Here is a 21520-nt window from a genome sequence, read left to right on the forward strand (position 1 = left end):
GTCGGCACTCGGCAGTCAGCCGCCGGTGCGCCGGGCCAGGACCTGGCCCGGCCACGGGCCGGCCGGGCGGTCGTCGACGAAGGTCGCGGTGCGGGTGAACCCCAGCCGCTCGTACTGCGCGACCAGCCCGCCGTCGCCCCCGGCGTAGCAGTCCACCCGCAGCAGGCCCGCACCCCGCGTGCGGGCCTGCTGCGCCGCGTCCGCCACCAGCGCCGCGCCGACACCCGTCCCGCGGTACGCCCGGTCGGTGACCAGCCAGCGGACGAACAGCTCCGGCTCGCCCGCGGGCGGGACGTTGCCCGGGGCCCGGTCGGCCAGCACGCAGATGCCGATCGGGTCGCCCCCGTCGTCCGGCTCGGCGATCCGGACCAGGTTCTCCCGGGTCACCCGCTCGGCGCGGTCGGCCGCACCCGGACGCCGGGACCACGGCTCCGGCCCCCACTGCCCCGTCCGCCCCTGGGCGGCGAGCCACGCCACCGCGCCGTCCAGCAGCGCCAGCAGGACGGCCGCGGACTCCGGGCCACCGGTACGAATACGCATGACCTTCATTCTGTCCGACCGGCGCGGCCCGCCGTGCGGCAGGATGGCGGGATGAGGCTCTTCGTCGCCGTGAACCCTCCGGCCCGCGCCACACAGGATCTCGCCGACGCCGCCGCCCCGCTGCGCGAACTCCCGGGCGCGGACCGGCTCCGCTGGTCCGACCCGGCGGGCTGGCACCTCACGCTGGCGTTCCTCGGTGAAGTGGCCGTCAGCGAGGTGCCCGCGCTGGAACGGGAGTTGGCCCGGGTGGCGGCCGAGCACCGCAGCCACCCGCTGCGGCTGGCCGGCGGCGGGACCTTCGGCGAACGCGTCCTCTGGGCCGGCGTCGAAGGGGACGTCCGGGCCCTGCGGCGGCTCGCCGACGCGGTGCAGCAGGCGCTCGGCGTCGCCGACGAGGACCACGGCTTCCACCCGCACCTCACGCTCGCGCGGGCCGGGGCCACCCGCGGCCGCAAGGCCGGTGGCGCGGGCGGGTTGCGGGCGATGGCCACCGCGCTGGACGCGTTCCGCGGGGCCGAGTGGGAGGCCGGGCGGATCCAGCTGATGCGCAGCGAGACGGGCTACGGGCCGGCCCGCTACACGGTCGTCGAGGGCTGGCCGCTGCAGCGCTGAGCTGCCGCCGGTCGCTCAGCCTCCCAGCTCGGGAGCCTCGCGGAGCACCACGTGGGAGGGGCCGGCGGAGCCGAGTTCGAGGAGCGTGAGGGTGTTGGGGCCCGGGCGGAGCAGGGGCTGCGGGCAGTAGAGGGTGGTCTGCGGGCCGCGGGCGTCGTAGCGGCCGAGCAGGAAGCCGTTGACCCAGAGGTAGCCGTGGTCGCCCCCGGGGACGGCGAGGAAGGTGTCGCCGGTGCTGTCGAGGTGCAGGGTGCCGCGGGCGAGGAGCTCGGCGCCGGGTTCGCCGGGCGCCCAGGCGGCCTCGGGGAGCGGGTCGAGGGCGAGCGGTTCGGCGTGCCAGCCGTGCAGGTACTGGCGTTCGTGGCGGACGCCGGTGATGCCCTTGGTCTCGCCGACCTGCGGCCCGTAGTTGACCCGCCCGAGCGACTCCACCAGCAGGCGGAGCTGCGCGCCGCCGCCCACGGTGACGGTCTCGGCAGGGACGCCCCGCTCAAGCGCGGCGACCGGCTTGCCGTCCACGTGCAGGGCGGCGCGGTCGCGCAGGCCTTCGACGGTGAGCGGGAGCTCGGAGCTGAGCGCGGGCACCGTCGTGGTGTAGCGGACCAGCCCGTGCTCCAGCCCGAGCTCTTCGAACAGCGGCGGCACCGGCGAGGCGACGGCCGGCCCGAACGGCAGCTCCGCGAACTCCGACAGCGGCACCTCACGACCGCTCAGCACCGGTGCGGCAGGCGGTAGTTCGGCCACCCGCGAGTCCAAGTAGCGCACCAGCTCCGGGTGCTCGGCGGCGAACTCCTCGATCACCGCCCGGAAGGCGTCGAACTTGGCGGTGGGGAGCCCGCGTTCGTCGATCGCGGCGTCGTAGTCGTAGGAGGTGGTGGTGGGCTGGTACGGGGAGTGCGTCCAGTCGGTGGAGTTGAACGGCGGGTCGGCGTGGTTGGCCCCGGCGGTGGTGCCGAAGTTGGTGCCGCCGTGGGCCATGTAGAGGTTGACGGAGCCGCCGGCGGCGAGGATGCGGCGCAGCGAGTCGGCGGCGTCGTCGGCGTCCCGGGTGTGGTGCGGCTTGCCCCAGTGGTCGAACCAGCCGTTCCAGAACTCCATGCAGAACGGCGGGTCCTCGGGGCGGTGGCGGCGCAGCGCCTCGAAGGCGGACTCGGGGTCGGAGCCGAAGTTGACGGTGGCGAGGACGCCGGGGACGGTCCCGGCGGCCAGCATGTGGTCCTCGGGGCCGTCGGAGGTGAACAGCGGGACGGTGACGCCGCGTTCGCGCAGGCCGCGGGCCAGGTGGGCGAGGTAGGCGGCGTCGCCGCCGAAGGAGCCGTACTCGTTCTCGACCTGCACCATCAGCACGGTGCCGCCGGGCTGCCCCCACTGCCGTTCGACGACCTGCGGGAGCAGGACGTCGAAGAAGCGGTCGACGGCGGCCAGGTAGACCGGGTCGCTGGTGCGCGCCCGGCGGCCGACCCGGGCGGTGAGCCAGCCCGGGAGGCCGCCGTTGTCCCACTCGGCGCAGATGTACGGGCCGGGGCGGACGATCGTCCACAGGCCCTGGCGGTGCGCCTCGTCGAGGAAGGCGCCGAGCTCGTCGAGCCGTTCGAAGCGGCCGGGCGCCGGCTCGTGCAGGTTCCACGGGACGTACGTCTCGACCGTGTTCAGCCCCATCGCGCGCAGCGCGGCGAGGCGGGCGGGCCACTGCTCGGGGCGGGTGCGGAAGTAGTGCATCGCGCCGGAGAGGATGCGCAGCGGGCGGCCGTCGAGGCGGAAGCCGGTCGAGTCGTAGGTGAGCATGTCCCCTAGCCTGCCCGGCGGCACCGGCCCGAAGCCATGGACAAAGCCCGACGGCGTGTTGGACTTGTCGTGTTGGACTTGTCGCGGCAGACGACGGACGAGGGACGACGGACGGAGCGCGATGGAGCGCTGGTGGCACTACCTGACGCCCGGCCCGGCGCAGCTGCGCACCGGGCTGGCGTGCCTGGGCGTGGGCCTGCAGCGCGGCCGGCTGCCGGTGGTCGGCCCGCGGGTGCTGGACCACTGGGTGGCGGTGGTGGTCGGCACCGGGTCCGGCTGGTACGCGCTGCCGGGTGGGCGGCGGCTGCCGGTGGCGGCGCCGGCGGTGCTGTGGCTGCGCCCGGGGGTGCCGCACCATTACGGGCCGGACCCGGGCGGCTGGGCGGAGTCGTTCGTGGACTTCACCGGCACGGGCACCGCCGGGTATGTGGAGCTGGGTCTTCTGCCGGACGCCGAGGTGGTGCCGCTCGACACCGCGGAGCCGGCCCTGCGGGTGATCGCCCGGATCGCCGCGGTGTGCCGTCGTGGCGGGGCCTCGGCGGGGGCGCAGGCGTCGGCGGCGGTGCACGAGCTGCTGGTGGAGCTGCACGACCACCGGGCGGACCTGGACCCGGAGGGCGCCCCGGTGCTGGAACTGCTGCGCCGGGACGCCTGCCTGCCGGTGCCGGTGGCCGAGCACGCCCGGCGGGCCGGGATGACCGTCGAGGAGCTGCGCCGGGCGGTGCGGGCGGCTGGCGGGACCAGTCCGAAGGAGTACCTGCTGACCGAGCGGCTGAACGAGGCCAAGCACCTGCTGGCGGCGAGCGAGCTGCCGGTGGCGGCGGTGGCCCGCCGGGTCGGCTACCAGGACCCGGCGTACTTCACCCGGCTCTTCACCCGCCGGGTCGGGGTCGCCCCGACGGTGTTCCGGGAGCGCGAGTTCCGCGGCGAGGCCCTCGCGGACGGGGCCGCCCCGGACGCCGAGCGGTGGGACGGCGGGCGCCCCGGGGGCGGCCCGGACCGGGGCAGTGCCGGGGCGGGGCGTTCGACCGACTAGTCTCGAAGCGTGGACCCGAAGACCCGTATGCGGATCGTCACCGGCGCGTTCGTCCTGCTGCTCGCCGTGGTGATCGTCAGCGCCCTCGTGCGGAAGTAGCCGCCCCGGCCGCGCGGCGGTCAGTCCAGGCCGGCGGGCTGCGGCGGGGTGATCCGCAGGTGGCCGATCATGCCGGGGCTCGCGATGCCGGGAAGCAGGACCCGCCACAGCGCGGTGAGGCGTTCGGGCAGGTCGGCGCGGTCGGTGTAGACCTGCGACATCACCCGGACGCCGGTGAACGAGCCGATGATGACGTCCGACGTCTCGGTGACGTCCAGGCCGGGGAGGGTCTCGCCGTGCGCGGCGGCCTCGGTGAGCAGGGTGCGGACCACGGCCCGGGACTGGTCGTACGGGGTGTCGGTGGGCCGGGGCAGCGAGGTCTGCTCGACGGCGAGGCGCACGCTCGCCCGGAGCACGGCATCGGTGCGCAGCCGGTCGGCGAAGGCGAAGCCCAGGTCGATGACGGCCTGGAGCCGGCTGGTGCTCTCGGGGACGGCCAGGCCGTCGTTGTGCGCCTCCAGGACGGCGAGGGCGATCGCCTCCTTGGACGCGAAGTGGTGGTAGAGCGCGCCCCTGGTCAGCCCGGTGCGGGCGAGGATCTCGTTGGTGCCCGCGGCGTCGTAGCCGCGCAGGTCGAAGACCTCGGCGGCGGCCTCCAGGATGGCTCTGCGCGAGCGGATGCCACGTTCCTGCTTCGTCATCTCCGACCTCCTGGTACACGGTTCGGACACCGGGGAAAGATGCCGACCTGTCTGCATCCTAGTGCCGTACACGGAGGGTTGACCCATTGCTGACGCACCGTCGGGACGGCTGGGGCGGATTGCACTTGATTTACCAGACAGGCATGTCGGTATGGTGTCCGTCCGGCGCAGGCCCGAACGGCGGGCCCGCACCGCACGAAGGGGGGCGGAAACCCATGGAGTACACCCGGCTCGGCAGCAGCGGCCTGACGGTGTCCCGGCTGGTGCTCGGCACCATGAACTTCGGTACCGAGGCCTCCGAGCAGGACAGCCACGCCATCATGGCCCGGGCCCACGAGCACGGCGTCAACTTCTTCGACACCGCGAACGTCTACGGCACCCGCCCGGGCGAGACCTCCACCGAGGAGATCATCGGCCGCTGGTTCGCGGGCGGCGCCGGCCGCCGCGAACGGACCGTGCTGGCCACCAAGGTCTACCTCCCGACCGGCGCCCGGCCGAACGAGGGCGGGCTGAGCGCCCGGCACATCCGGCGGGCCTGCGAGGACTCGCTGCGCCGGCTCGGCACCGACCACATCGACCTCTACCAGATGCACCACATCGACCGGTGCGCCCCGTGGGAGGAGGTCTGGGAGGCGTTCCAGGTGCTGCGCCAGCAGGGCAAGGTGCTGTACTTCGGCTCCTCCAACTTCGCCGGCTGGCACCTGGCGCAGGCTCAGGAGGCGGCCCGCGAACGGCACTTCCTCGGCCTGGTCGCCGAGCAGTCCCGGTACAACCTGATGACCCGCTGGGCGGAGCTGGAGGTGCTGCCCGCCGCCCGGCACTACGGCATCGGCGTCATCCCGTGGGGCCCGCTGAACAGCGGCCTGCTGGCCGGCGTGCTGCGCAAGCGCGCCGAGGGCACCGCCGCCCGCGGCGGCAGCGGCCGCTCGGCGGCCGCGCTGGCCGAGCACCGGGACGCCCTGGCCGCCTACGAGGAGCTCTGCGCCGGGGCCGGCGCCGACCCGGCGCACGTCGGGCTGGCCTGGCTGCTGGCGCAGCAGGGCGTGACCGGCCCGATCATCGGCCCGCGCACGGTGGCCCAGCTGGACGGCTCGCTGCCCGCCCTCGACCTGCGCCTCGACGAGGCCCTGCTGGCCGAGCTGGACCGGCTGTTCCCGCCGCCGGGCCCGAACGGCGGCGGCCCCGCGCCGGAGGCCTACGCCTGGTGACCGGGAGGGCCCGACGCGCCGTCAGGCCTGCTCGGGTCCGGCCGACTCCACCGGGGCCCGGCTGTTCAGCACCGGCTGCCCGCGCAGCCCGGCCAACTCGGCCCGGACGCGCAGCGGGCCCCGGTCGGATCGACCGGGGCCCGCTGGTGACGAAGCGTCAGCCGTTCAGGTGCTCGACCACGTAGTCGATGGCGCCGGTGAGCTTCTCGACGTCCGCCGGGTCGACCGCCGGGAACATCGCGATGCGCAGCTGGTTGCGGCCCAGCTTGCGGTACGGCTCGGTGTCCACGATGCCGTTGGCACGCAGTGCCTTGGCGACCGCGGCGGCGTCGACCGAGTCGTCGAAGTCGATGGTGCCGACGACCTGCGAGCGCTCCTCGGGCACGGCCACGAAGGGCTGCGCGTAGGAGGACTTCTCGGCCCAGGAGTACAGGATCGAGGAGGACTCCGCGGTGCGGGCCACCGCCCAGTCGAGGCCGCCCTGGCCGTTCAGCCACTCCAGCTGGTCGGCCAGCAGGAAGAGGGTGGAGATCGACGGGGTGTTGTACGTCTGGTCCTTCGAGGAGTTGTCGATCGCGGTCGGCAGGTCGAAGAACGGCGGGATGTACCGGCCGGAGCCGGCGATCTCCGCGGCGCGCTCCAGCGCGGCCGGCGAGAAGGTGGCCAGCCAGAGGCCGCCCTCGGAGGCGAAGGACTTCTGCGGGGCGAAGTAGTAGACGTCCGTCTCGCGGATGTCGACCGGCAGGCCGCCCGCGCCGGAGGTGGCGTCCACCAGCACCAGCGAGCCGGCGTCCGCGCCCTCGGGGCGGCGGATCGGCATCGCCACACCGGTGGAGGTCTCGTTGTGGGTGAGCGCGTAGACGTCCACCCCGGCCTCGGCGACCGGCAGCGGGTGGGTGCCCGGCTCGGTCTTGACCACCGTCGGCTCGGCCAGCCACGGGGCGGCCTTCACGGAGGAGGCGAACTTGGAGGAGAACTCACCGAAGTTCAGGTGCTGCGACTTCTCGCGCACCAGGCCGAACGCGGCGATGTCCCAGAACGCGGTGGAGCCGCCGTTGCCGAGCACGACCTCGTAGCCCTCCGGCAGCGAGAACAGCTCGGCGACGCCCTGGCGGACGCGCTTCACGATGTTCTTGACCGGGGCCTGGCGGTGGGAGGTGCCCAGCAGGGAGGTTCCGGTGGCGGCGAGGGCACTCAGGGCCTCGGGGCGCACCTTGGAGGGGCCGCAGCCGAAGCGGCCGTCGTTGGGCAGATTGTCGGCGGGGATCTGAATCTGAGCCACGTCCGCAGCCTATCGCCCCGGATTGCGCGGAGGTTACGCCCGTCCGGCCGCTGAGACGTGATCTTTGCGGCACCGGACAGGGCTCACCGGGGCGCGCGGCCCTCCGGCTCGGGAGGGGTCCGCGCGCCCCGGTGGCGGCAGCCGGTCAGGCTTTCACCTGAACGAGTGTCAGCCGGCGATCTGGTCCCAGCCGTCGATCTCCTGCGGCTTGCGGACGCCCGGGCCGATGTAGCGGGCGGCCGGGCGGACCAGGCGGCCGGTGCGCTTCTGCTCCAGGATGTGCGCGGACCAGCCGGCGGTGCGGGCGCAGGTGAACATCGAGGTGAACATGTGCGCCGGGACCTCGGCGAAGTCCAGCATGATGGCGGCCCAGAACTCGACGTTGGTGGCCAGCACGCGGTCGGGGCGGCGGTTGTGCAGCTCCTCCAGGGCGGCCTTCTCCAGCGCCTCGGCGATCTCGTAGCGCGGCGCGCCGAGTTCCTTGGCGGTGCGGCGCAGCACGCGGGCGCGCGGGTCCTCGGCGCGGTAGACGCGGTGGCCGAAGCCCATCAGGCGCTCGCCCTTGTCCAGCGCCTTCTTCACGTAGCCGGCCGCGTCGCCGGTGCGCTCGATCTCCTCGATCATGCCGAGCACCCGGGACGGCGCACCGCCGTGCAGCGGGCCGGACATCGCGCCGACCGCGCCGGACAGCGCCGCGGCGACGTCGGCGCCGGTGGAGGCGATGACGCGGGCGGTGAAGGTGGAGGCGTTCATGCCGTGCTCGGCGGCCGAGGTCCAGTACGCGTCGACGGCCTTGACGTGCTTCGGGTCCGGCTCGCCGCGCCAGCGGATCATGAACCGCTCGACGATGGTCTCGGCCTTGTCGATCTCGCTCTGCGGGACCATCGGCAGGCCCTGGCCGCGGGCCGACTGGGCCACGTACGACAGCGCCATCACGGCGGCCCGGGCGAGGTCGTCGCGGGCCTGCTCGGCGGAGATGTCCAGCAGCGGCTTGAGGCCCCAGACCGGGGCGAGCATGGCGAGGGCGGACTGCACGTCGACCCGGATGTCGCCGGAGTGGACCGGGATCGGGAACGGCTCGGCGGCCGGCAGGCCGGGGGCGAACTTGCCGTCCACCAGCAGGCCCCAGACGTGGCCGAAGGAGACCTGGCCGACCAGGTCCTCGATGTCCACCCCGCGGTAGCGCAGCGCCCCGCCCTCGCGGTCGGGCTCGGCGATCTCGCTCTCGAAGGCGACTACACCCTCAAGGCCGGGTACGAAATCCGACATCAGAACGGCTCCTTCAATGATCCGACACGGGCAGGCCGCCATGGTGGGGTGGCATGCCGGTGGCCGATGGTGGTTGGCACTCGGTGTCAGAGTGTCAGGCACGGAGTGCATTGCGCCATACACCACGACGGTGATGTTTCCCCCACGGGCCGCTCGAACCCCTGTCGTCTCCGGCGTCCTCGGCGGATTTTCCGGGGCACCCCGGTCGAGACCGGACGATTCCCCGTGCAGTGGGTCGTGAAGCGTGGCGAGCCACCATATCCCCAGGTGTTTGCGCGGACGTAGCGGCACTCGGCGCTTGTCGTACGGGATGATGTTGGGGTGCCTACCGCGGAACGCCACCCGAGCGCCCTGTCCACGCCCGCCGAGGAACGGCCGGGGCCGGACCTGACCGTGATGCGCCGGCATTACCAGCACGCGGGCCTTGCCGAGGGCGAGCTCGCCGGCGACCCCTTCCAGCAGTTCACCCGCTGGTTCCACGAGGCGGGCGAGGCCGGGGTGACCGAGCCCAACGCGATGGTGCTCTCCACCGCCGACGCCGAGGGCCTGCCGTCCTCCCGCACCGTGCTGCTGAAGGGCTACGACCCGCGCGGCTTCGTGTTCTACACCAACTACGGCTCCCGCAAGGGCACCGACCTGGCCGCCAACCCGAACGCCTCGCTGCTCTTCCCGTGGATCGCGCTGGCCCGCCAGGTGGTGATCGCCGGCCGGGTGGAGAAGGTCGGCCGGGACGAGACCGCCGCCTACTTCCGCACCCGCCCGCACGGCTCCCAGCTCGGCGCCTGGGCCAGCGAGCAGTCCAGCCCGGTGGCCGACCGCGGCGTGCTGGAGCAGCGCTACGCCGACCTCGCGGCCCGCTACCCGGAGGGCGAGGGCGTCCCCGTCCCGCCGTTCTGGGGCGGCTACCGGGTGGTCCCGCGCACCGTCGAGTTCTGGCAGGGCCGGGAGAACCGGCTGCACGACCGCCTGCGCTACGTGGCCGACGGCGAGGGCTGGCGGGTCGAACGGCTCTGTCCCTGACGTTTCGGCGGCAGCCGGTGATCAACTCTGACGGATCGTCAACTGCCCTTGGTCGGGGGAGAGTCAAGTTTCCCCGGATGGCTCAACAAGAGGGGTTTGGAACGCGCTGGAGCGGGCAGCGGCGAGATAAGCTGCGGCCGGGTGAATTCTCGGCACAGGACGCCGAGGCCTGTCTCGCGCCGACAGGCGCAGAAACGAGTCATCATGGTCGCCGCCACCAAGCCCGCCGACAGCGCGCGCGCCGAGGAGTCCGCTCCTTCGCTGGCTGCTCTGGCCTCCCTCGGCGTGGACGAGCTCACCGCCGAGCTGTACCGAGCCCTCCCGGGCGGCGACACCGGCCAGGTGGCCGTGGCGGCGTTCAACTCCTCCATCTGATCGGTCGACCGAGCGCAACCGACGCGACGTCCGACCCCCGATCCCGATGACGCGCCCGCTGGTGCCGTTCTCCCAGTTCGTGCTGAAGATGCACGCACGCTGCGACCTGGCCTGCGACCACTGCTACATCTACGAACACGCGGACACCAGCTGGCGCGAAAAAAGCCGCGCCACCTCCGAGGCCGTGCTGGCCCGCACCGCCGAACGGATCGCGGAGCACGCCCGCACCCACCGGCTGCCCGCCGTCCACGTGGTGCTGCACGGCGGTGAGCCGCTGCTCGCCGGGCCCGCCCTGCTCGGCCGGGCCGCCGAACTGCTGCGCGCCGCCCTGCCCCCCGAATGCGCTCTCGACCTGCGCATCCACACCAACGCGGTGCAGCTGGGACCGCGGTTCCTCGACCTGTTCGCCGCGCACGACATCAAGGTCGGCGTCTCGCTGGACGGCGACCGGGCGGCCAACGACCGGCACCGCCGCTACGCCGACGGCCGCAGCAGCCACGCCAAGGTGCTCGCCGCCGTCGACCTGCTGCGCAGCCCCCCGTACCGGCACCTGTACGCCGGGCTGCTGTGCACCGTCGACGTGGAGAACGACCCCGTCGCGGTGCTGGACGCGCTGCTCGCGCTGGAACCGCCCCGGGTGGACTTCCTGCTGCCGCACGCCACTCACGAGCAGCCGCCCAAACGGCCCGCCGGAATGGGCGGAACCCCCTACGCGGACTGGCTGCTGGCGGTGTACCGGCGCTGGGACGCGCTCGGCAGGCCGGTGCCGGTGCGTACCTTCGACTCGATCCACCGCACGCTGCGGGGCCGCTCCAGCCTCACCGAGTCGCTCGGGCTGGACCCGGCCGACCTGGTGGTGGTGGAGACCGACGGGTCCCTCGAGCAGGCCGACAGCCTGAAGACCGCCTACGACGGCGCGCCCGCCACCGGGTTCACGGTCTTCGCGCACACCCTGGACCAGGTCGCCGCGCACCCCGGCATGGTGGAGCGGCAGTCCGGGCTGGCCGGGCTGGCCGAGGAGTGCCGGGCCTGCCCCGTGGTGCGCTCCTGCGGCGGCGGGCTGTACGCGCACCGCTACCGGGGCGACGGCTCCGACTTCCGCAATCCCTCCGTCTTCTGCGGGGACCTGATGAAGCTGATCACCACCGTCCGCGACCGCACCGCGACCGCCGCCACCGTCCCGCCGCAGGACGCGCCCGGCGCCGCGCTGAGCGACCGTCACCTCGACGAGCTCGCCGCCGGGTACGGCGGGCCGGACGCCGTCCGGGCTCTGGCCCGGGCCCAACTCGGACTCACCCGGCGACTGGTGGCCGCCGTCGGCACGGCCGCCCCGGCCTGGGCGCTGGCCACCGAACTGGACACCGGGCACACCGCCGCGCTGGACGCCGTGCTCACCCACCCCTACGCCCGCGCCTGGGCGGTGCGCTGCCTGCGCGGCGAGGCGGGCGCGGACCTCGGCGGGATGGCCGAGCTGGCCGCCGCCGCCGCGCTGCGCGCCCGGCACCGGTTCGAGCTGGCGCTCCCGGTCCGCTCCGGGGCGGTCCACCTGCCCACGCTCGGACGGGTGCTGGTCGGCGGCGCGGGCGAGGCGGTGCTCACCGGCGACCCGGACGGGTTCACCGTCGGCGGCGTCCGGATCGGCTGGGACACCCCCGGCGACGCCCGCTGGCAGCCGGTCCGGCGGGTGGCCCTCGCCGACGGCTGGACGGTCGCCCTGGAGGACACCGACCCGCAGCGCGACAGCCACCAGTGGCCGGTCGCGGACCGCCTGCCGCAGCCGGAGGTCCAGGCCTGGGCCGGGGCGCTGCGCGAGGCCTGGGAGCTGATCGGCCGCGACCTGCCGGGATACGCGCCGGGCATCCGGGCCGGGCTGTCCACCCTCACCCCGCTGCGGCCCGGACCGGACGGGCGGGACGTCTCCGCCGCCGCCCGGCAGGCGTTCGGCGCGGTCGGCATCGCCCGCCCCGGTACCGCGCCCGCCCTCGCGCTGCTGGTCGCCCACGAGTTCCAGCACGTCAAACTGGGCGCGGTACTGGACTTCCACGACCTGTACGACCGCGCGGACGGCCGGCTGTTCCACGCGCCGTGGCGGCCCGACCCGCGCCCGCTGGAGGGGCTGCTGCAGGGCACCTACGCGCACCTCGCGGTGACCGAGTTCTGGGCCACCCGGGTGCGCGCCTACGACGGTCTGCGCAACGGGCCCGCGGAGCACGCCCGGGTGCAGCTGGCCGCCTGGCGGGCGCACACCGCCGAGGCGGTGGAGACGCTGGCCGGATCGGGGGCGCTCACCCCGCTCGGCGCGCGGTTCGCCGACGGGATGCGCGCGGCCGTCGAGCCCTGGCTGGCGGTACCGGTCGGCGCGGCGGCCGAGTCCGCCGCGCGGGAGGCCGCGGCGGAGAACCTCGCGCAGTGGCGGGCCAGGGTCGCGGCCGGCGGCTGACGGCCGGGACGCACCCGGGGCGAACGTCCGTGCAAACAGCGGCGTCTGACGGGTGGTCATCACCTGAACGATTGATTCCCGAGTAGGTGTCGGCGCGGGCCTGGTTCTAAGGTGTGGGGCTTCGACCCATGTAGCGGGAGGCCCCGTTGTACTCCGTCGCGGAACTCACCACGCACCTGGACAAGTTGGGCGTCCAGCCGGGGGAGACCCTGCTGGTGCAGGCTTCGCTGCGGGCGGTCGGGCCGGTCGCGGACGGCGCGCGCGGGGTGGCGGAGGCGCTCAGGGGGGCGCTCGGGGCGGACGGCACGCTGGTGGTCTACACCGCTACACCCGAGAACTCCCGCACCTCCTCCTACTACCGGGCCGACACGGCCGGGATGAGCCCCGCCCAGTTGCGGAACTACCACGCGCGGATGCCCGCCTGGGACCTCGTGGACACCCCGGCCTCGCCCACGCTGGGGCGGCTCTCCGAGGAGGTCAGGCAGCTGCCCGGCGCCCGGCGCAGCGGGCACCCGCAGACCTCCTTCGCCGCGATCGGGCCGCTCGCCGAGTGGCTGACCAGGGACCACCGGTGGCGCAGCCACCTCGGCCCGGAGTCGCCCGCCCAGCGGCTCTACGAGAGCGGCGCGCGCTGCCTGATGATCGGCGTCCCGGTGTGGTGCTGCACCCCGCTCCACCTGCTGGAGTACTGGCAGCCCGACCGGGAGGACCAGCACTACCGGTGCGTGGTGCGCACTCCCGAGGGGCGGCGCCAGTGGCGGAGCTTCACCGGCACCCGGCTGCGCGACGAGCACTTCCCGGCGATGGGCGAGGTGCTCGCGGCGGGGCTGTCCGACCTGCTGGAGAGCGGTCCGGTCGGCGACGCCCACTGCTTCCTGATGCCGATCCGGGAAGCGGTCGATCTCGCCGACAAGTGGTACAGGACCAGGCCGAGTTGAGGCAGGATCAGATCAAGGCCCTATTCCATTCGGGCCGCCGACCTTCCTACACTTGAGACCCTTTCGGGGGTACAGGTGACAGGCGGGCTCGGGGGAGGCGCGTGTGAACAGCCCAGCGGGCCGGGGGAAGGAAGCGCCGAGGCCGTACTTCTTCCTCAGCTACGCGCACACCCCGAGGATGAACTCGCGGGGCGCCGCCGACCCCAACCTCTGGGTGGCGAAGCTGCACCAGGACCTGTGCGAGGCGATCCTGCAGATCACCGACGTGCCGGCCGGGCACCCGATCGGGTTCATGGACCGCTCCATGCACCAGGGGCAGAAGTGGGCGGAGCGGCTGTCCCGGGAGCTGGCGAACTGCCGGGTGTTCGTCCCGCTGTACTCGCCGCGGTACTTCAAGTCCGAGGCGTGCGGCCGGGAGTGGCACCTGTTCACCCGGCGCTCGGTGTACCAGCGGCGGCCCACCGCGGAGCGGATGACCGGCATCGTGCCCGCCCTGTGGGTGCCGATGGACCACTACCCGCTGCCCCGGGTGGCCGGTGAACTCCAGTTCAACCACGACAGTTTCGGCGGCGACTACGCCACCGAGGGCCTGTACGCGCTGATGAAGATCGCCACCTACAGCTCGCAGTACCACACCGCGGTGTGGCGGCTCGCGCAGCGGATCGTGGACGTCGCCGAACAGACCGTCATCCCGACCGGGCAGGCGCTGGACTTCGAGTCCCAGCCGTCCGCCTTCGACCCGCCGGACGTCGCCGACAAGGTCCGGATCTCGGTGTTCTCCTACCGGCAGCCCGAGCTGCCGCCGAACCGCGACGCCACCTGGTACGGCGAGCAGCGCACCGACTGGCAGCCGTACCGCCCGGACTCCTCGCGGCCGCTCGCGCAGGACGCCGCCGACGTCGCCCGCAACATGGGATTCCAGCCCACCGTACGGGAGTTCGAGGAGGAGGCGGAGGAGCTGCTGACCGGCGAACGACCCTCCGCACCGAGCGTCGTCCTGGTCGACCGGTGGGCGTTCCTGGACGGGCGGCGCGCCGACGCGGTCCGCCGGCTCGACCGGCGCAACCTCGGCGCGGTCGCCGTGGTCGAACCGTGGAACCGCGAGGACCAGCAGAGCCGCGACCACGAACGGATGCTCAACGAACTCGGCGACAGCGTGCTCGCGGTCACCCGCGGCGCCCGCCAGAAGCCCAGCCTCCGCGACGACGGCACGGCCGGCGCCCCCGGCAGCCTGGAGGAGTTCCGCGGCGAGATGGAACGCGCCGTGATGCGCGCCTGCACCGCGCACGAGCAGCACCACCGGGACAGCAGACCCGGCGGACCGCCCGCCGAGCGCAGACCCACGATCGGCCCCTGAGCCGGGCACGCCCGAACGGGAGCAGCAGGACGCCGGACGGTCGGGACTCCGTCCGGTGGCACGGCGCGCGGGAACAGGACGGGCACCCAAGGGCCCGGGGGAGGGAAACGTCATGACCGAGAGGCCGACGAAGGGCCCGCAGATCCAGGCGCGCCGCCGCGACGCCACCATCGAGAACCGGCACGGCCGGATCGTCACCTTCTACTCGTACAAGGGCGGCACCGGCCGCACCATGGCGCTGGCCAACACCGCCTGGATCCTGGCCGCCAACGGCTACCGGGTGCTGGTCGTCGACTGGGACCTCGAAGCGCCCGGCCTCGCCCAGTTCTTCCGGCCCTTCCTCAACCCCGACGTGGTCGCCGCCACCACCGGCATCATGGACCTGTTCGGCGACTACCTCGAAGAGGCCCGCCGCCCGATCGACCGCGACCCCGAGTGGATCGAGGACTTCGCGCGGATCCACCCGCACGCCCTCTCGCTGGCCTGGCCGCACTTCCCCGGCGCCGGCCGGATCGACCTCGTCCCGGCCGGCCAGCAGAACCGCGACTACTCGGTGGCCCGCCTCGACTGGGACCTGCTGTACGAGCGCTACGAGGGCCGGCGGTTCATCCAGTCGCTGCGCGCCGACATGAAGCGCCGCTACGACTACGTCCTGATCGACAGCCGCACCGGACTCACCGACACCGCCGACATCTGCACCGTCGAGATGCCCGACGACCTGGTGGTCTGCTTCACCCTCAGCGACCAGTCCATCGACGGCGCCTCCCGGATCGCCCGGGTCATCGAGGACCGCTACGGCGACCGGGAGATCCGGATCCTGCCCGTCCCGATGCGCATCGACGAGGGCGAGAAGGAGAAGGCCGACGCCGGCCGGGCGCTCGCCCGGATCAAGTTCTCCGGACTGCCCGCCGGCTTCGGCGAGGCCGACCTGGCCCGCTACTGGGCCGGCGTCGAGATCCCCTACCGGCCGTTCTACGCCTACGAGGAGATCCTCGCCCCGTTCGGCGATCAGCCCGGCCTGCCCGGGTCGATGCTCGCCGCCAACGAGCGCCTCACCCGGGAGATCACCCAGAGCCGGGTCGCCGGACTGCCGCCGATGCCCGAGGACCTGAGACTGCGTCACCTCGACGGCTTCGCCCGGCGCCGCCCCACCGCCCCCGCCGACCTGTACCTCAGTTACGTCCCCGAGGACCGCGCCTGGGCGGACTGGATCTCCGCGCTGCTCGCCGACGCCGGCTACCGGGTCGTCCCGCGCGACGTCGGCGCCGGCGCCAACCCGCGCGAGGCCACCGGCCGCGGCATCGACTCCGCGTACCGCACCGTCGCCCTGCTGTCCGCCGCCTACCTGCAGTCCCCGCAGGCCCAGGCGCTGTGGGACCGCACCGTGCTCGCCGACCCGGCCGGCGCCCGCCGCCAGCTGATCCCGGTCCGGGTCTCCGACGTCCGCCTCAACGCGCCGTACAACAGCCGCAACCCGGTCGACCTGATCGGCCGCGACGAGCAGGCCGCCGCCACCACCCTGCTGCGCGCGCTCGGCCGCACCGAGACCGAACTGCCCGAACGCTCGCCCGGCGCGCCCCGCTTCCCCGGCACCAAGCCGACCTTCTGGGAAGTCCCGCAGCGCAACCACTCGTTCACCGGCCGGGTCAAGGTCCTCGACGACCTGCGGGCCCAACTGGCCGGCGGCACCACGGCGGTGCTGCCGCCCCCGCAGACCCTGTACGGCCTCGGCGGCGTCGGCAAGACCCAGGTCGCGCTGGAGTACGCGCACCGCTACATGTCGCACTACGACCTGGTGTGGTGGATCGACGCCGAGCAGAGCGAGAACGTGGTGGTCGACCTCGCCGAGCTCGCCGGACGGCTCGGGCTGCGCGTCGGCGACAACGTCAACGAGGCCGCGCAGGCCGCCCGCGACGCGCTCCGGCAGGGCATCCCCACCCCCAACTGGCTGCTGATCTTCGACAACGCCGACGAGCCGGGCGAGATCCGCCGGTTCTTCCCCGACGGCCCCGGCCACATCCTGGTCACCTCCCGCAACCAGGGCTGGTCCGGCCAGGCCGGCGTGCTCAACGTCGACGTCTTCGACCGCACCGAGTCCGTCGACCACCTCACCAGGCGGGTCCGCGGCCTGGCCCGCGGCGACGCCGACCGGGTCGCCGACGCCGTCGGCGACCTCCCGCTGGCCGTCGAGGTCGCCGCCGCCTGGCTGGAGACCACCCGCACCCCCGTCGACACCTACGTCAACCAGCTCAAGGCCGAGGCCACCCGGGTCCTCGCCGCCGGCGAGACCCCGGTCGACTACCCGACCCCCGTCGGCCTCACCTGGAACGTCTCCATCACCCGGCTGCGCGAGCAGTCGCCCGCGGCCGTCCGGCTGCTGGAACTGTGCGCCTTCTTCGCGCCCGAGCCGATCTCGCTCAACCAGTTCTTCTTCTCCGAGCAGATGCGCCTCGCGCTCGTCCCCTACGACGAGGAGCTCACCGACACCTTCCTGCTCGGCAAGGTGCTGCGCGCCGTCAGCCGCTACGCACTGGCCAAGACCGACGCCGGCTCCGACTCCTTCCAGGTGCACCGGCTCGTCCAGGCCGTGGTCCGCAGCGGCATGACGGAAGCCGAACGCAACTCCACCATGCACCAGGTCCACCGCATCCTGGTCAACGCCAGGCCCCCGCTCGGCGACACCGACAACCCCGCCAACTGGCCGACCCTGGAGAAGATCTGGCCCCACCTCACGCCCTCCAGGGCGCAGGACTGCGACGAGCGGGAAGTCCGCGAACTGCTCATCGACCGGGTCCGCTACCTGTGGAAGCGCGTCGACCTCGACCAGGCGCTGCAACTCGGCCGCCAGCTCGACGCCGCCTGGGCGGTGCGCTCCGAGACCGAGCCAGACCCGGCCGAACGCCGCCTGTGGCGCCGTCAGGTCTACAGCCTGCGGCTGCAGGTCGCCAACGTGCTGCGCTCCAAGGGCTCCTACACCGACGCGCTGGCCCTCGACGAGGCAACGCTGCTCGGCCAGCGCGAACTCCTCGGCGAGCACCACCCGTACACCCTGATGACCGCCAACTCGATGGCGGCCGACCTGCGTTACCTCAACCGCTTCCAGGAGGCCCTCGCCCTCGACGAGGACACCTACCGGCAGTTCGTCGAACTCTTCGGCGAGGACGACCCGCGGACCCTCTCGGTCGCCAACAACCTCGCCATCGACCACCGCCTGGTCGGCAACAGCCGGGAAGCCCTCGAACTCGACCAGGAGACCCTGGAACGCCGCTCCGCGGTCCTCGGCCCGCTCCACCCCTACACCCTCAGCGTCAAGTCCAACCTCGCCCGCGACCTGCGCGAACTCGGCGACTACAAAGCCTCCGCCGAACTGCTCCGCGAGGTCACCGAGACCTTCGGCGCGGTCGACGCCTCCGGCCTGCCGGAGGAACTGCGCAACGCCAAGTCGCTCGCCGTGTCGCTGCGCCGGGCCGGCCAGTACGCCGAGGCCCGCGAACTCACCGAACGCACCTACGAGCGCTACATCGACCTGTACGGGCCCGAGTTCCCCGACGCGCTCGCCTGCCGGCTCAACCTGGCCGCCGACTTCAGCGCCGCCGGCGACAAGGAGACCGCCCGGGACATCGCCACCGACGCCTACCAGGGCCACCGGCGCCTGCTCGGCGACGCCCACCCGTTCACCTTCGCCTGCGAGAACAACCTCAGCATCTACCTGCGCGGCTCCGGCGACATCGACGGCGCCCTGCTGCACGGCCGCTCGGCCGTCGACGGCCTCACCCGCGCGCTCGGCGACCGCCACCCCTTCACCCTGAACGCCGTCATCAACCTCGCCAACACCCTCGCCGAGAACCGGCAGCTCGCCGAGGCCGAGGAGCTCGGCCGCGCCGCCCACAGCGGGCTGTCCGCCCGGTACGGGGCCAACCACCCCGACGCGCTGGTCTGCCAGGCGAACCTGGCCATCACCCTCCGGGAGGCGGGCCGCCGCAGCGAGGCGGAGAGCCTGCGGATGCAGGCCGTCGCCGCCCTCGTCGAACTCTTCGGCGAGGAGCACCCCTCGGTCGTCTCGGCCCGCAACTGGGTCCGCACCAACCGGGACCTGGAGCCGCAGCCGCTCTGACGCCGCCGGCGCGAGTGGCGGCGGCGCCCTCCGGCGCGCGGCCGCCACTCGCGCGAGGCGCGCCCTCAGGGGTGCGCCGCCCAGCGGATGGCGTCGGTCATCTCCTTCAGCGAGCCGAAGTGGGCGGCCCCGGGCTCCAGGTAGAGCTGGGCGCCGGGGATGTGGTCGGCCAGCCAGGCGGAGTGGCCGACGGGGGAGAACTTGTCGTCGGCGCCGTGCCAGAGGCGGACGGGCACGTGGATGGAGTCCACCGCGAAGCCCCATTCGGCGATGAAGGCGAGGACGTCGTCGATCCAGCCGTCGGCGCCGAAGCGGAACGCCTGCCGGTAGGTGGAGTGCAGCATCCGGCGGATGCCGATGTCGGCGACCACGGTGCGGTCCGGCGGGGTGAGTTCGGGGACCAGGTTGCGGATCAGCTGGGCCGGGTCGCGCCGGATCATCCGGGACCGGAACTGGAACTGGCCGGCGATCCGTGGCTGGCCCAACTCGGCCTGGCGGTAAGCGCGTTCGTTGGACTCGGTCATCCCGGCGAACCAGTCGAGGCCCTCTGCGTGGCGGGGGGCGAGGGAGACCTGGGTGGCGGCCCGGCGGACCCGGTCGGGCAGCAGTGCGGCGCAGGCCAGGGCGTGCGGCCCGCCGCCGGAGCGGCCGACCACGGCGAACCGGTCCAGGCCGAGCGCGTCGGCGATCACCGCGACGTCGTTGGCCGCGGCCGAGACGTTGCGTCCGGGCAGCCGGGTGGAGTCGCCGTAGCCGGGGCGGTCGAAGGAGATCAGCCGGACCCGCATCCGGGCCAGCACGGCGCTGCGCGGGGCGGGCCCGACCCGGCTGCCGGGGGTGCCGTGGAGCAGGAACACCGGTCTGCCGGACGGGTCTCCGGAGGTTTCGACGGCGAGGATGCCACCGTCCGGCGTCTCGATCCTCCGTGTCGCCACGCGGGCCCTCCTGCTCAGCTGGGGATGTCGAGGCTGCGCACCTCGCGGCGCGCCTGCCAGGTGGTGTGTTCCCGGGAGATCGCGTCCTCGGCGTCCCGGGCCAGCCGGGCCCAGGTCTCCTCAGCCTCCGGGGAGGAGAGGTCGACGGCGGCCAACTGAGCCTCGACCTTGGAGAGTTCGGCCGCGGCGAGAGTGTAGGCGGCGGCCTGCGGCCGGTACTGGCGCAGCTGCGCCCAGGCGGCGATGGAGGCGGCCACGGCGGAGATCGCGCCGAGCGCGTCGAACGAGAACTGGCCGAGGGCGCGCAGCACGGCGAGCAGCAGGCCCGCGGCGGGCAGCACGATGGCCAGCCGGCCGACCCGGCGGGTCGCGTTGCGGCACTGGATGGCCTTGGCCTGGTACCACTGGCGCTGGCTCTGCACGCGCTCGCGCAGGTAGATCTCGCGGCGGACCGGCAGCGGCTGGTCGCGGAGCTTCTCCATGGTCTCGGTGATCTGCGGGTGGCGGGCCGGGGCCCGCCAGGTGCGCAGTTCCTCGGTGACCCCCGGGGTGACCCGGTCGGTGTCGAACTCGCCGAGGATGCCCGCGAGCTGGATGTCGTAGAGGCGCTCGGCGTCGGGCAGCTTGCGGGGCGGCGGCTGGTAGGAGTCGGCCCGCACCGCGTACTTCCACACCAGGGTCTTCACCGACTCGGCGACCGCCCGGCCGTCGTACCAGAGCCGCTGCGGGTTCTGCCAGGCGACCATGACGGCGATGAACAGCGCGCCGAGGTACGCCAGCGCGGCGCCCCAGGCCCACAGCGCGCCGTCGGCGGAGCCGGCGAACGCCGCGCCGACCAGCAGCAGCAGCTCCCAGCGGGAGAGCGCCACCGCCCGGGTCTGGCCTTGCAGGGACGCGCCGTCGGCGGCCCAGAACAGGCGCGGGAGCAGGTCCTGCTCCCGCACGAAGCCGATCGAACGCCCCGCCCCAGCCGCCATCCCCGCCCCCGCAGCGCCGTCTCACCGGTCTCGGGAGTCCTTCCCAGTGTCGGGCGAACTTACGCGAGCGCCAGCGGAGTTGGCCGAATGGGGCGGGTCGCGGCCGAGGCCGGTGTCACCAGGCGTAGAAGATCCGGTCGGCGTTGTCGGCGATCACCTTGTTGTTCCACTCGGTGCCGCCGTCCACGTTGCCGGAGCGGAACAGCGGCGGGGTGATGCCGCGATCGGCGAGCTTGGCGATCGCGGAGGCCGTCACGGACTGCATCAGCGCGCTGGTGACGATGGTGGAGACCGAGCCGAACGGGGCGCCCGCGCCGGGGTGCTCCAGCTCGCCGTCGCCGAGGCCGATCTTGCTGTCCAGCACCACGTCGCAGTTGTCCTTGAGGTAGGTGCCGGACGGGTGGTTGGAGGAGACCGCGCCGGGATAGGCCAGCGAGGTCACGCCGATCACCTTCAGGCCGCGGTCCCGGGCGTGCTGGGCGAGCTCGACCGGCATCACCTGGCGGCCGGAGAGCGAGACCAGGAACAGCAGGTCGCCGCTGCGCGCCGGGGTCAGGTCCAGGGTGGTGGTGGCCAGCCCGGAGACCCGCTCCAGCGCGCTGCCGAGGTGCGCGGGCATCACGTTCACGCCGGTCATCCCGGGCACGTTCAGCAGGTTCATCACGACCAGGCCGCCGGCCCGGTAGACCACGTCCTGGGCGGCCAGCGAGGAGTGCCCGGCGCCGTAGGCGAAGATCCGGCGGCCGTGCTCGACCGCCTCGGCCAGCAGCTCGGCGGCGGCCTCGATGTTCTCCCCCTCCTCGGCCCGGATCCGCTCCAGGTGGGCCACCGCGGCGTCCAGGTACCGGCCGACCAGTTCGCTCATCTCTGCTCCGTCCGAGCTCGGGAGCGG

The 21520-nt window shown here is 73.6% G+C and carries 17 protein-coding genes; 9 read left to right on the plus strand and 8 right to left on the minus strand.

Going from position 1 to position 21520, the window contains the following annotated elements:
* Positions 1-15: 15 nt before the first annotated feature.
* On the minus strand, positions 16-540 hold the full coding sequence (locus tag BX266_RS20020; protein WP_180290542.1) for a GNAT family N-acetyltransferase: 525 nt from the start codon (positions 538-540) through the stop codon (positions 16-18).
* A 51-nt stretch (positions 541-591) separates the two neighbouring features.
* Here BX266_RS20020 and thpR point away from each other — a divergent pair, with 51 nt between their 5' ends.
* Positions 592-1152, plus strand: coding sequence for an RNA 2',3'-cyclic phosphodiesterase (gene thpR, locus BX266_RS20025; protein WP_099901724.1), 561 nt, complete (start codon positions 592-594; stop codon positions 1150-1152).
* Positions 1153-1167: 15 nt separating this feature from the next.
* Here the strand turns inward: thpR and BX266_RS20030 are convergent, their stop codons facing one another.
* On the minus strand, positions 1168-2937 hold the full coding sequence (locus tag BX266_RS20030) for a glycoside hydrolase family 35 protein (RefSeq protein ID WP_099901726.1): 1770 nt from the start codon (positions 2935-2937) through the stop codon (positions 1168-1170).
* Positions 2938-3058: 121 nt separating this feature from the next.
* Between BX266_RS20030 and BX266_RS20035 the strand changes: the two genes are divergently transcribed.
* Complete coding sequence (locus tag BX266_RS20035; protein ID WP_099901728.1) at positions 3059-3973, plus strand: AraC family transcriptional regulator; 915 nt, start codon at positions 3059-3061, stop codon at positions 3971-3973.
* A gap of 119 nt (positions 3974-4092) precedes the next feature.
* Here the strand turns inward: BX266_RS20035 and BX266_RS20040 are convergent, their stop codons facing one another.
* Positions 4093-4713, minus strand: a complete 621-nt coding sequence (locus tag BX266_RS20040) for a ScbR family autoregulator-binding transcription factor (protein WP_099901730.1) — start codon at positions 4711-4713, stop codon at positions 4093-4095.
* Positions 4714-4928: 215 nt separating this feature from the next.
* Between BX266_RS20040 and BX266_RS20045 the strand changes: the two genes are divergently transcribed.
* Positions 4929-5921 (plus strand): aldo/keto reductase, encoded by a 993-nt coding sequence (locus BX266_RS20045; protein ID WP_099901732.1) that lies wholly within the window; start codon positions 4929-4931, stop codon positions 5919-5921.
* A 157-nt stretch (positions 5922-6078) separates the two neighbouring features.
* Here BX266_RS20045 and serC read toward each other — a convergent pair whose 3' ends face one another.
* Complete coding sequence (gene serC / locus BX266_RS20050) at positions 6079-7203, minus strand: phosphoserine transaminase (RefSeq protein WP_099901734.1); 1125 nt, start codon at positions 7201-7203, stop codon at positions 6079-6081.
* Positions 7204-7371: 168 nt separating this feature from the next.
* Positions 7372-8472 (minus strand): citrate synthase 2, encoded by a 1101-nt coding sequence (locus tag BX266_RS20055; RefSeq protein WP_099901736.1) that lies wholly within the window; start codon positions 8470-8472, stop codon positions 7372-7374.
* 396 nt (positions 8473-8868) lie between these two features.
* Between BX266_RS20055 and pdxH the strand changes: the two genes are divergently transcribed.
* From pdxH to fxsT, 6 genes are all read left to right on the plus strand, one after another.
* The gene (gene pdxH, locus BX266_RS20060; RefSeq protein WP_107490757.1) at positions 8869-9492 is read left to right on the plus strand and encodes a pyridoxamine 5'-phosphate oxidase; all 624 of its coding nucleotides are present in this window, start codon (positions 8869-8871) and stop codon (positions 9490-9492) included.
* A gap of 204 nt (positions 9493-9696) precedes the next feature.
* Entirely contained in the window at positions 9697-9867 is a 171-nt protein-coding gene (locus BX266_RS38725; RefSeq protein WP_180290543.1) for a hypothetical protein, read from the plus strand.
* Between the two features lie 46 nt (positions 9868-9913).
* Positions 9914-12307 carry an FxsB family cyclophane-forming radical SAM/SPASM peptide maturase gene (locus BX266_RS20065; RefSeq protein ID WP_099901740.1) on the plus strand — a complete coding sequence of 798 codons (2394 nt, stop codon included), beginning with the start codon at positions 9914-9916 and terminating at the stop codon, positions 12305-12307.
* Between the two features lie 146 nt (positions 12308-12453).
* On the plus strand, positions 12454-13245 hold the full coding sequence (locus BX266_RS20070; protein WP_099901742.1) for an aminoglycoside N(3)-acetyltransferase: 792 nt from the start codon (positions 12454-12456) through the stop codon (positions 13243-13245).
* A gap of 103 nt (positions 13246-13348) precedes the next feature.
* A complete protein-coding gene (locus tag BX266_RS20075) occupies positions 13349-14602 on the plus strand; it encodes a TIR-like protein FxsC (RefSeq protein ID WP_143686968.1) in 1254 nt (417 codons plus the stop codon).
* A gap of 112 nt (positions 14603-14714) precedes the next feature.
* Positions 14715-18716: an FxSxx-COOH system tetratricopeptide repeat protein gene (gene fxsT, locus BX266_RS20080; RefSeq protein WP_099901746.1), complete on the plus strand. Its 4002-nt coding sequence runs from the start codon at positions 14715-14717 to the stop codon at positions 18714-18716.
* 65 nt (positions 18717-18781) lie between these two features.
* On the opposite strand, the gene BX266_RS20085 is transcribed toward fxsT, so the two are convergent.
* The 3 genes from BX266_RS20085 to BX266_RS20095 all read right to left on the minus strand — a co-directional run bounded on the left by BX266_RS20085 (position 18782) and on the right by BX266_RS20095 (position 21493).
* Positions 18782-19651 carry an alpha/beta fold hydrolase gene (locus tag BX266_RS20085; protein ID WP_259464769.1) on the minus strand — a complete coding sequence of 290 codons (870 nt, stop codon included), beginning with the start codon at positions 19649-19651 and terminating at the stop codon, positions 18782-18784.
* 14 nt (positions 19652-19665) lie between these two features.
* Positions 19666-20595: a DUF4231 domain-containing protein gene (locus tag BX266_RS20090; protein WP_180290544.1), complete on the minus strand. Its 930-nt coding sequence runs from the start codon at positions 20593-20595 to the stop codon at positions 19666-19668.
* A gap of 148 nt (positions 20596-20743) precedes the next feature.
* Complete coding sequence (locus tag BX266_RS20095) at positions 20744-21493, minus strand: sugar isomerase domain-containing protein (RefSeq protein ID WP_099901750.1); 750 nt, start codon at positions 21491-21493, stop codon at positions 20744-20746.
* Positions 21494-21520 lie beyond the last annotated feature (27 nt).

The sequence above is a fragment of the Streptomyces sp. TLI_171 genome (assembly GCF_003610255.1).
Taxonomy (GTDB): Bacteria; Actinomycetota; Actinomycetes; order Streptomycetales; family Streptomycetaceae; genus Kitasatospora.

Excerpts from the sequence above, each read along its gene's own strand:
- BX266_RS20055 (WP_099901736.1), bottom strand. The coding sequence starts at position 8,472 with ATGTCGGATTTCGTACCCGGCCTTGAGGGTGTAGTCGCCTTCGAGAGC.
- BX266_RS20065 (WP_099901740.1), top strand. The coding sequence starts at position 9,914 with ATGACGCGCCCGCTGGTGCCGTTCTCCCAGTTCGTGCTGAAGATGCAC.
- BX266_RS20095 (WP_099901750.1), bottom strand. The coding sequence starts at position 21,493 with ATGAGCGAACTGGTCGGCCGGTACCTGGACGCCGCGGTGGCCCACCTG.
- BX266_RS20030 (WP_099901726.1), bottom strand. The coding sequence starts at position 2,937 with ATGCTCACCTACGACTCGACCGGCTTCCGCCTCGACGGCCGCCCGCTG.
- thpR (WP_099901724.1), top strand. The coding sequence starts at position 592 with ATGAGGCTCTTCGTCGCCGTGAACCCTCCGGCCCGCGCCACACAGGAT.
- BX266_RS20040 (WP_099901730.1), bottom strand. The coding sequence starts at position 4,713 with ATGACGAAGCAGGAACGTGGCATCCGCTCGCGCAGAGCCATCCTGGAG.
- BX266_RS20020 (WP_180290542.1), bottom strand. The coding sequence starts at position 540 with ATGCGTATTCGTACCGGTGGCCCGGAGTCCGCGGCCGTCCTGCTGGCG.
- fxsT (WP_099901746.1), top strand. The coding sequence starts at position 14,715 with ATGACCGAGAGGCCGACGAAGGGCCCGCAGATCCAGGCGCGCCGCCGC.
- pdxH (WP_107490757.1), top strand. The coding sequence starts at position 8,869 with ATGCGCCGGCATTACCAGCACGCGGGCCTTGCCGAGGGCGAGCTCGCC.
- BX266_RS20045 (WP_099901732.1), top strand. The coding sequence starts at position 4,929 with ATGGAGTACACCCGGCTCGGCAGCAGCGGCCTGACGGTGTCCCGGCTG.
- BX266_RS20035 (WP_099901728.1), top strand. The coding sequence starts at position 3,059 with ATGGAGCGCTGGTGGCACTACCTGACGCCCGGCCCGGCGCAGCTGCGC.
- BX266_RS38725 (WP_180290543.1), top strand. The coding sequence starts at position 9,697 with ATGGTCGCCGCCACCAAGCCCGCCGACAGCGCGCGCGCCGAGGAGTCC.